The organism is Mesorhizobium sp. M7A.F.Ca.CA.004.04.2.1 (genome assembly GCF_004022825.1).
Taxonomy (GTDB): domain Bacteria; phylum Pseudomonadota; class Alphaproteobacteria; order Rhizobiales; family Rhizobiaceae; genus Mesorhizobium.
In genome coordinates, this window is record NZ_RZPH01000241.1 from 1 (window position 1) to 6,644 (window position 6,644).

The window sequence follows — 6,644 nt, forward strand, 5'->3', positions numbered from 1 at the left end:
TCTCCAGGGCTTTTCACGCCGATGCGGTGATCGCCAAGGGCACGCGCGACGTGGTGTTGAACCGCGCGAGGGAGATTGGCTATTCGCCAAACCCCTTCGCGCGCAGTCTCATCACCAAGAAGACGCGCATTGTCGGCGTGGTCGTCGCCGACATCAAGAATCCGTTCTACCCGGAAGTCCTCACCCGGCTCACCACCGAGCTGCGCGCCATCGACATGAACGTGATGCTGGTCGCGGCCGACCAGTCGGGCGAGGTCGACCAGGCGCTGCGCCTTCTTCTCAACTACCAGCCCGACCTCGCCATCATTCTCGCGGCAACATTGTCGTCGGAAGCCGCGCAGGAGTGCCGCAACGCCGGCACGCCGGTGATCTTCTTCAACCGGCTGTCGGCCGACGACCACGCTTTCGGCATCTCCTGCGACAACATCCTGGGCGGCCGCAGCATTGCCGACTATCTGGCCGACACCGGCCACCGGCGCCTGGCCTACATCGCCGCGCTGGCGGATGCCTCGACCAATGTTGCCCGTCACCGCGGCTTCAGCGAACGCGCGGTCGAGCGCGGCCTTGCAGTGCCTGCCGTCATCGATGCGGGGCAGTTCAGCTACCACGCCGGCTACGAGGCCGCCTGCAAGCTACGTGATCTTGAAGAGATGCCCGACGGCGTGTTCTGCGCCAACGACATTCTCGCCATAGGCTTTCTCGACGGCGTTCGGGAACTGGGCCTCAACGTGCCGGACGACCTCTCGATCGTCGGCTTCGACGATATCGAAATGGCGCATTGGCCTTCGCACGGGCTGACGACCGTCAAGCAGCCCATCGAAAAGATGTTGGAGGCGACGATTTCGCTGGCCAAGGAACTGGGCACGAATGCTGGCCGGGAGCCGGTCGTGCAGATGATTGCGCCAGGCGCCGTGATCGAGCGCGCGACGACGCGCAGGAGGCATCATGACTGATCTATCCGCAAAGCGCTTCTTCGAACGCGCGGTCAACGTTCACCGCTACGACTGCGAGCTGGTTGCAGCGCCGCAGCCGTCGGACGCTGAAAGCGGGCAATTCCAACCAGCCATCGACAAGGACGGGGCGACCGACGAGGCCGTCGTCCGCTACGTGGTCGCCACCCGTCCCATCTATGACGGCCTGCGCCGGCTGATTGGGCAGGTCGCGGGCTTGCTGGTTTTGGCCGAAGCTGGCGGTCGCCGCGATGTGCTCGACCTGCCGGATATCCCGGCGGCCTGTGAACAATGGGCCGAGGTCAAGCAGCGCCTGGGCGCCTTGCAGACGCCGCGCGGTCTGGAGGCCCATTGCGTGCGCCTGGAGACCGCGCACGCGACGCTCGGCGAAGTGCTTGACGAATTCGGCCTGGCCCGGCTGCGGCGCGACTGGCAGCAGCATCTCGACCGGGCAGCGGAGAGGATCAAGCACGCCTATGCCTGGCTGCAGGCGGCGTCGGAGCCGCGCGCCGGCATGACGCCGATCGATTTCAATCATGCCTGCTGCAGTTGTGCACAGCGCTGGCGAAAACAGGGAGGAAACGATGGGTCAATATTCGATCTGGGTGCTTGAGTACAGCTACGTCACCAACTACCACAAGAGCGGCGTGCTCTACGGCGCCCACAATCAGGGTCACGTCAAGCTTCCCTACTGCTATGCGCTGATCAAGGGCAACGGCCACGTCGCCATGGTCGATGTCGGCTACAACAACAAGGACTACGGCAAGCATCTCGGCGACAAGTTCGGCGTCGAGAACTGGCACTCACCCGAGGCCGTCCTCAGCGAGATCGGCCTGTCGCCGCAGGACGTCGACACGGTCTTCGTCACCCACGCCCACTTCGATCATTTCGGCAATGTCGAGGACTTCCCGAAGGCTACCTTCTACATCCAGGAGCGCGAAATCGCGAAATGGGTCTGGGCGATGTCGCTGCCGGACCGCATGCGCTGGATGAACGTCGCCGTCGACCCTGGCGATATCGTACGCGGTGTCGACCTGGCCCGCCAGAAGCGGCTGGTGACGATCGATGGCGCAAAGCAGGACGTGCTGCCGAACGTCGATCTCCATCCCGCCTTCGATAGCCACACCTACGGTTCGATGTGGGTCACCGTACGCAACGGCAACGAAGATACCTGGGTGCTGGCAGGCGATCTCGTCTATGTCTTCGACAATATCGAGGGCTCGGGAGCTGCCGTCGATGTCGAGACGCTCTACGTCCCGGTGGGCCTTGCGGTCGGCAGCCAGACCAATCTCGTGCTGGCGACCGAGGAGATGATGAAGCAGGTGAATTACGAGGCACGGCGCGTCATTCCCATCCACGAAGAGCGGCTGAAGGACCGTTTCCCCTCGCGCATCACCAAGGATGGCCTGCGCATCACTGAAATCTGCCTCGCGGACGGCGAGAAATCGTGGGTGCAGTAATGGAGCAAATCCGCAAGGTGGCCATTGTCGGGGCAGGGCTCGTCGGCCGCGGCTGGGCGATCGTCTTCGCTCGTGCTGGTCATGACGTGACCATCTATGACGGCAGCGACGACATCCGCGTGGCGGTGATTGACAGGATCCGCGCCAGTCTTGCCGACATGCACGAAGCCGGGCTGATCGATGCGATCGATCCTGTCATGCGGCGGTTAAGGGTGGTCGACACGCTCGAGAGTGCGGTTGCCGATGCCGACTATATCCAGGAATCGGTGCTCGAACGGCGCGATGTCAAGCAGGCCGTCTGCCTCGAGATCGATCGGGCCATGCGGCCCGATGCCGTCGTAGGCAGCTCCAGCTCAGGTATTCCTGCCTCGGCGTTTACGGAACAATGTGTAAAACGCGCACGCTTCCTCGTGGTGCATCCGGTGAATCCTCCACATCTGATCCCGTTGGTCGAACTGGTTCCGGCGCCATGGACGGACGCAAACATCGTTCCTTGGCTACGGGAACAAATGGAAGCCGTGGGCCAGGCGGCCATCGTCGTGCGCAAGGAGGTGGAGGGCTTTGTCCTGAACAGGCTCCAGGGTGCGCTGCTCAACGAAGCCTGGGCATTGCTTGAGGAAGGTGTCGCAAGTGCCGCCGACATCGATCTGACGGTGTCGCACGGGCTTGGCTACCGCTGGTCCTTCATGGGACCGTTCGAGACGATCGACCTCAACGCGCCTGGCGGGATTGCCGACTATGCGCGGCGTCTGGGGCCGCTCTACCACGCGATCGCACTGGCAAGGCGCGATCTGGCGCCTTGGTCCGAAGCGCTGATCGGCAAGGCCGAAGCCGAACGCCGCGAGAAACTGTCGGCATCCCGCCTCGGTGAACGCAGCACCTGGCGCGACCGCAATCTCATGGCGCTCGTCGCTTATAAGCAACGTACCAGCGTCTGACACGGAGAGGGCCATGGCGGCAATGCTGCAAGACAAGGTTGCCCTGGTGACCGGAGCGACCGGTGGTATCGGCGCGCAGATCGTATCGAGGCTCGCGCAGGAAGGGGCGTCGGTCGTCGTCGGCTACAACAGTTCACGCCAGGCGGCCGAAGCGCTGGTCTCGTCGCTAACGCCCCGCGATCATCTCGTCGCCGAGGCGAGCGTCACCGACAGCGACTGCCTCGCGCGATTGGCCGGCCAGATCGAGGAAAGGTTCGGCCGGCTCGATATCCTGGTCAATTGCGCCGGCATAACCCGTTTCGTACCGCATCCGGACCTCGATGGTCTGGACGACGCGTTGATCGACAGCATCTTCAGCGTCAACGTGCGTGGTGTCATCGCCGCGACGCGGGCAATGCGGCCGCTGCTCGACCGCGCCGCCAGCGGCGTCGTTGTCAACATCTCGTCGATTGCCGGCGCAACCGCCATGGGCAGCAACATCGCCTACTGCGCCTCCAAGGCCGCTGTCGACAACCTAACCAAGTCGCTGGCGCGCGCCCTGGCTCCGAAAATCAGGGTCGTGTCGGTGTCACCGGGCGTCGTCGACACTGATTTCATCAAGGGCCGCGACGAGTCCTGGCGAGATGAACAGGCGAACCGGACGCCGCTCGGGCGATTGGGCACGCCCGACGATGTTGCCGAGGCGGTTCTGGCAGTCGCGACCCATCTTCGCTTCGCGACAGGAGTTGTCATTCCGGTCGACGGCGGGCGGCCCCTGGTATGATTTTTGTCCTGAACGTCCGCACAGCGCTTATGGAGAGCTGAATGACCGCAACCATAGCCATCACCATCGGCGATCCGGCCGGCGTTGGACCCGAGATCGCGCTCAAGGCCGCCCATCATTTCGCGGCGGTCCTTGAGACTGGCACGGTTCGGCTCCGCCTGATCGGGTCACTTGCGGCGCTTGGCGGGACAGCCCGGTCGCTGGCCTTACCATTGCCCGCCGTCGCGAATGCGGATGAACCTCTCGGCATCTGGCCGATCGAGGGTTCCGCCGTTGAGATCGGACAGGTGTCGGCGGAAGGCGGCAGGCAGGCCTATGAGGCCGTGGCCGAGGGTGTGCGGCGTACGATGGCCGGCGAGGCTTCGGCCATCGTCACCGCGCCGCTCAACAAGGAATCGCTGCATCTTGCCGGTTATCGGTTCCCGGGTCACACCGAGCTGCTGGCGGCGCTTACCGGGGCGCGAGACAGCGCGATGATGCTCGCGCACGGTTCTTTTCGCGTCAGCCACGTCACGACCCACATTCCGCTGGAAGATGTGCCGAAGAGGGCGACGGAGCCGCGCATGCGGCGGGTTCTCGACCTGACGATCGAAGCCCTGAATCATCTGGGGATCACGGCGCCTCGCGTTGCGATTGCCGCGCTCAATCCGCACGCCGGGGAGGGCGGTATTTTCGGGACCCACGACATCCGCATTACCCAGCCGATTGTCGCCGACTACAGGGCGCGCGGCCACGACGTCCATGGTCCCGTTCCGGGCGATACCGTCTTCGTGAAAATGCGCGGCGGCGCCTATGACGCGGTCGTGGCCATGTACCACGATCAAGGCCATATTCCGGTGAAGCTGCTTGGCTTCCAGATCGACCCGCAGACCGGTGAATGGCTTGGCCTGAGCGGCGTCAACATCACGCTCGGCCTGCCGATCGCGCGGACCTCCGTCGACCACGGGACCGCTTTCGACATCGCCGGCCGCGGGATCGCCCGCGAAAGCAGCCTCATAGAGGCGATCGACTACGCCTTGTCGCTGACCACGGAGAACGCTGCGTGAACCGTAGCCCCGACGGGCGCGGGCTTGGCAAGCCGGATGTCCTGATCGTCGCGGACGACATCACCGGTGCGCTCGACACGGCCGGCTATTTCGCGAGTCCAGAAAAACCGGTGAAGGTCTGGCTCGACCTGCCGCCGGGCCTCTCCGGCTGCAACGCCATTGATCTCGACAGCCGGGACTTAGGGGAACGAGCGGCATACGATCGTGTCACAGGCGTTTTTGCCGATCGCAAAGCGGGCGCACGGTCGCTGTCGTTCAAGAAAATCGATAGCGTCATGCGTGGACACCCTGTCGCAGAGTCGGTTGCGGCCTTTCGCGCCGGACGGTTTAGGCGTGCCCTTTTCGCCCCTGCTTTTCCGGCGTTGGGCCGGGCAACAGTCAACGGCCGGCAGCACGTAGTATCGCAGGATGGGATAACACCCGTCGGTCCGGCACTTGTCGATGCATTATTGGGCCACGGGGTTCCGGCTGCCATGATCGGCGAGGCCTGCGCAAGCGAGGGATTTTTTGTCGCCGATGCGTCAAGCGATGCCGAGCTTGCGGCGGCGATTGCAGCCTTTGGAGTGGATAGCGAGGATCTTTATGTCGGCTCAGGTGGATTGGCCTCCATGCTCGCTGGAAGTCGGACGGCCCACCTTCGGCCACAGGCACTCGATCTCGCCATCTGCGGCACGAACCATCCGGTTGCTTTGCGCCAGGTCGCAGCGGTCAGCGGGCTGAAGACCGTCGTGATGGACGGCTCCAGTCCCATGCCTCTCGAACCACCGTTTGTTTTGCTCGCGCCCTCCCACGCTGCTTCGGAATCCCAGGCGCGCCTTGCCATCGAGCGATCGCTCATCCAGCTTGTGGCCAGGCTGCCGACGCCGCGTTCTGTCTTGGTGACAGGCGGGTCGACGCTGCGGCTGCTGGCAGGCATCTGCGGAGCCAGCCATTTCTTGTGCGAGGGACTCTACGAGCCCGGCGTGGCGGTCAGCAGGATGGTGTCGGCCACATGGAATGGCGCTGTCATCGTCTCCAAGTCAGGCGGGTTCGGGAGCGACGATCTTCTCGCTCACTTGGTATTTCCAGATGGACGAAATCGTCTACCGTAGGGCGCGTCAGGTCCGTTCGCTTTTACGATGCTGTTTCGACCTTTGCCGCCCGCGTCGCGATAGGCGGCCTTGAAGCACTAGCTGACGATCAATCTCCTCGCGTGGTATCGACATTTCACGGCGGCCAGATATCGCTGCCCAGATCTCGCTGCCAGCGTGGACCGGATGTCGCCGCAGCATACCAAGAAGGACGGTGCTCTTTGACAATCTTCCCCTTCACCGAAGCCACCTCGATCCAGTTCCAGCAGCCCCTGCCGAAGACTTCGGACGTCGTGATCATCGGCGGCGGGGTCATTGGCGTGAGCACGGCACTGTTCCTGGCGCGACGGAACGTCTCGGTGACGCTGCTGGAAAAGGGCCGCATCGCCGCCGAGCAATCCTCGCGCAATTGGGGCT

The 6,644-nt window shown here is 63.8% G+C and carries 8 protein-coding genes; all 8 read left to right on the forward strand.

The window, feature by feature from the left end:
* Positions 1-953 (forward strand): LacI family DNA-binding transcriptional regulator (locus EN893_RS13285; RefSeq protein WP_128361578.1); only part of this gene is annotated, 953 nt, incomplete at its 5' end.
* Complete coding sequence (locus tag EN893_RS13290) at positions 946-1,563, forward strand: hypothetical protein (protein ID WP_127269455.1); 618 nt, start codon at positions 946-948, stop codon at positions 1,561-1,563. The genes EN893_RS13285 and EN893_RS13290, both read left to right, overlap by 8 nt.
* A complete protein-coding gene (locus EN893_RS13295; protein ID WP_127269454.1) occupies positions 1,535-2,410 on the forward strand; it encodes an N-acyl homoserine lactonase family protein in 876 nt (291 codons plus the stop codon). Before EN893_RS13290 ends, EN893_RS13295 begins: the two co-directional genes overlap by 29 nt.
* Positions 2,398-3,348, forward strand: coding sequence for a 3-hydroxyacyl-CoA dehydrogenase (locus EN893_RS13300; RefSeq protein ID WP_236383432.1), 951 nt, complete (start codon positions 2,398-2,400; stop codon positions 3,346-3,348). The genes EN893_RS13295 and EN893_RS13300 overlap by 13 nt, the downstream gene beginning before the upstream one ends.
* A gap of 13 nt (positions 3,349-3,361) precedes the next feature.
* Positions 3,362-4,111, forward strand: coding sequence for an SDR family oxidoreductase (locus tag EN893_RS13305; RefSeq protein WP_206517165.1), 750 nt, complete (start codon positions 3,362-3,364; stop codon positions 4,109-4,111).
* 41 nt (positions 4,112-4,152) lie between these two features.
* The gene (gene pdxA / locus EN893_RS13310; RefSeq protein WP_127271304.1) at positions 4,153-5,157 is read left to right on the forward strand and encodes a 4-hydroxythreonine-4-phosphate dehydrogenase PdxA; all 1,005 of its coding nucleotides are present in this window, start codon (positions 4,153-4,155) and stop codon (positions 5,155-5,157) included.
* Positions 5,154-6,248 (forward strand): four-carbon acid sugar kinase family protein, encoded by a 1,095-nt coding sequence (locus tag EN893_RS13315; protein ID WP_127271657.1) that lies wholly within the window; start codon positions 5,154-5,156, stop codon positions 6,246-6,248. The genes pdxA and EN893_RS13315 overlap by 4 nt, the downstream gene beginning before the upstream one ends.
* 200 nt (positions 6,249-6,448) lie before the next feature.
* A partial coding sequence (locus EN893_RS13320) for an FAD-dependent oxidoreductase (RefSeq protein WP_164900835.1) occupies positions 6,449-6,644 on the forward strand: 196 nt, incomplete at its 3' end.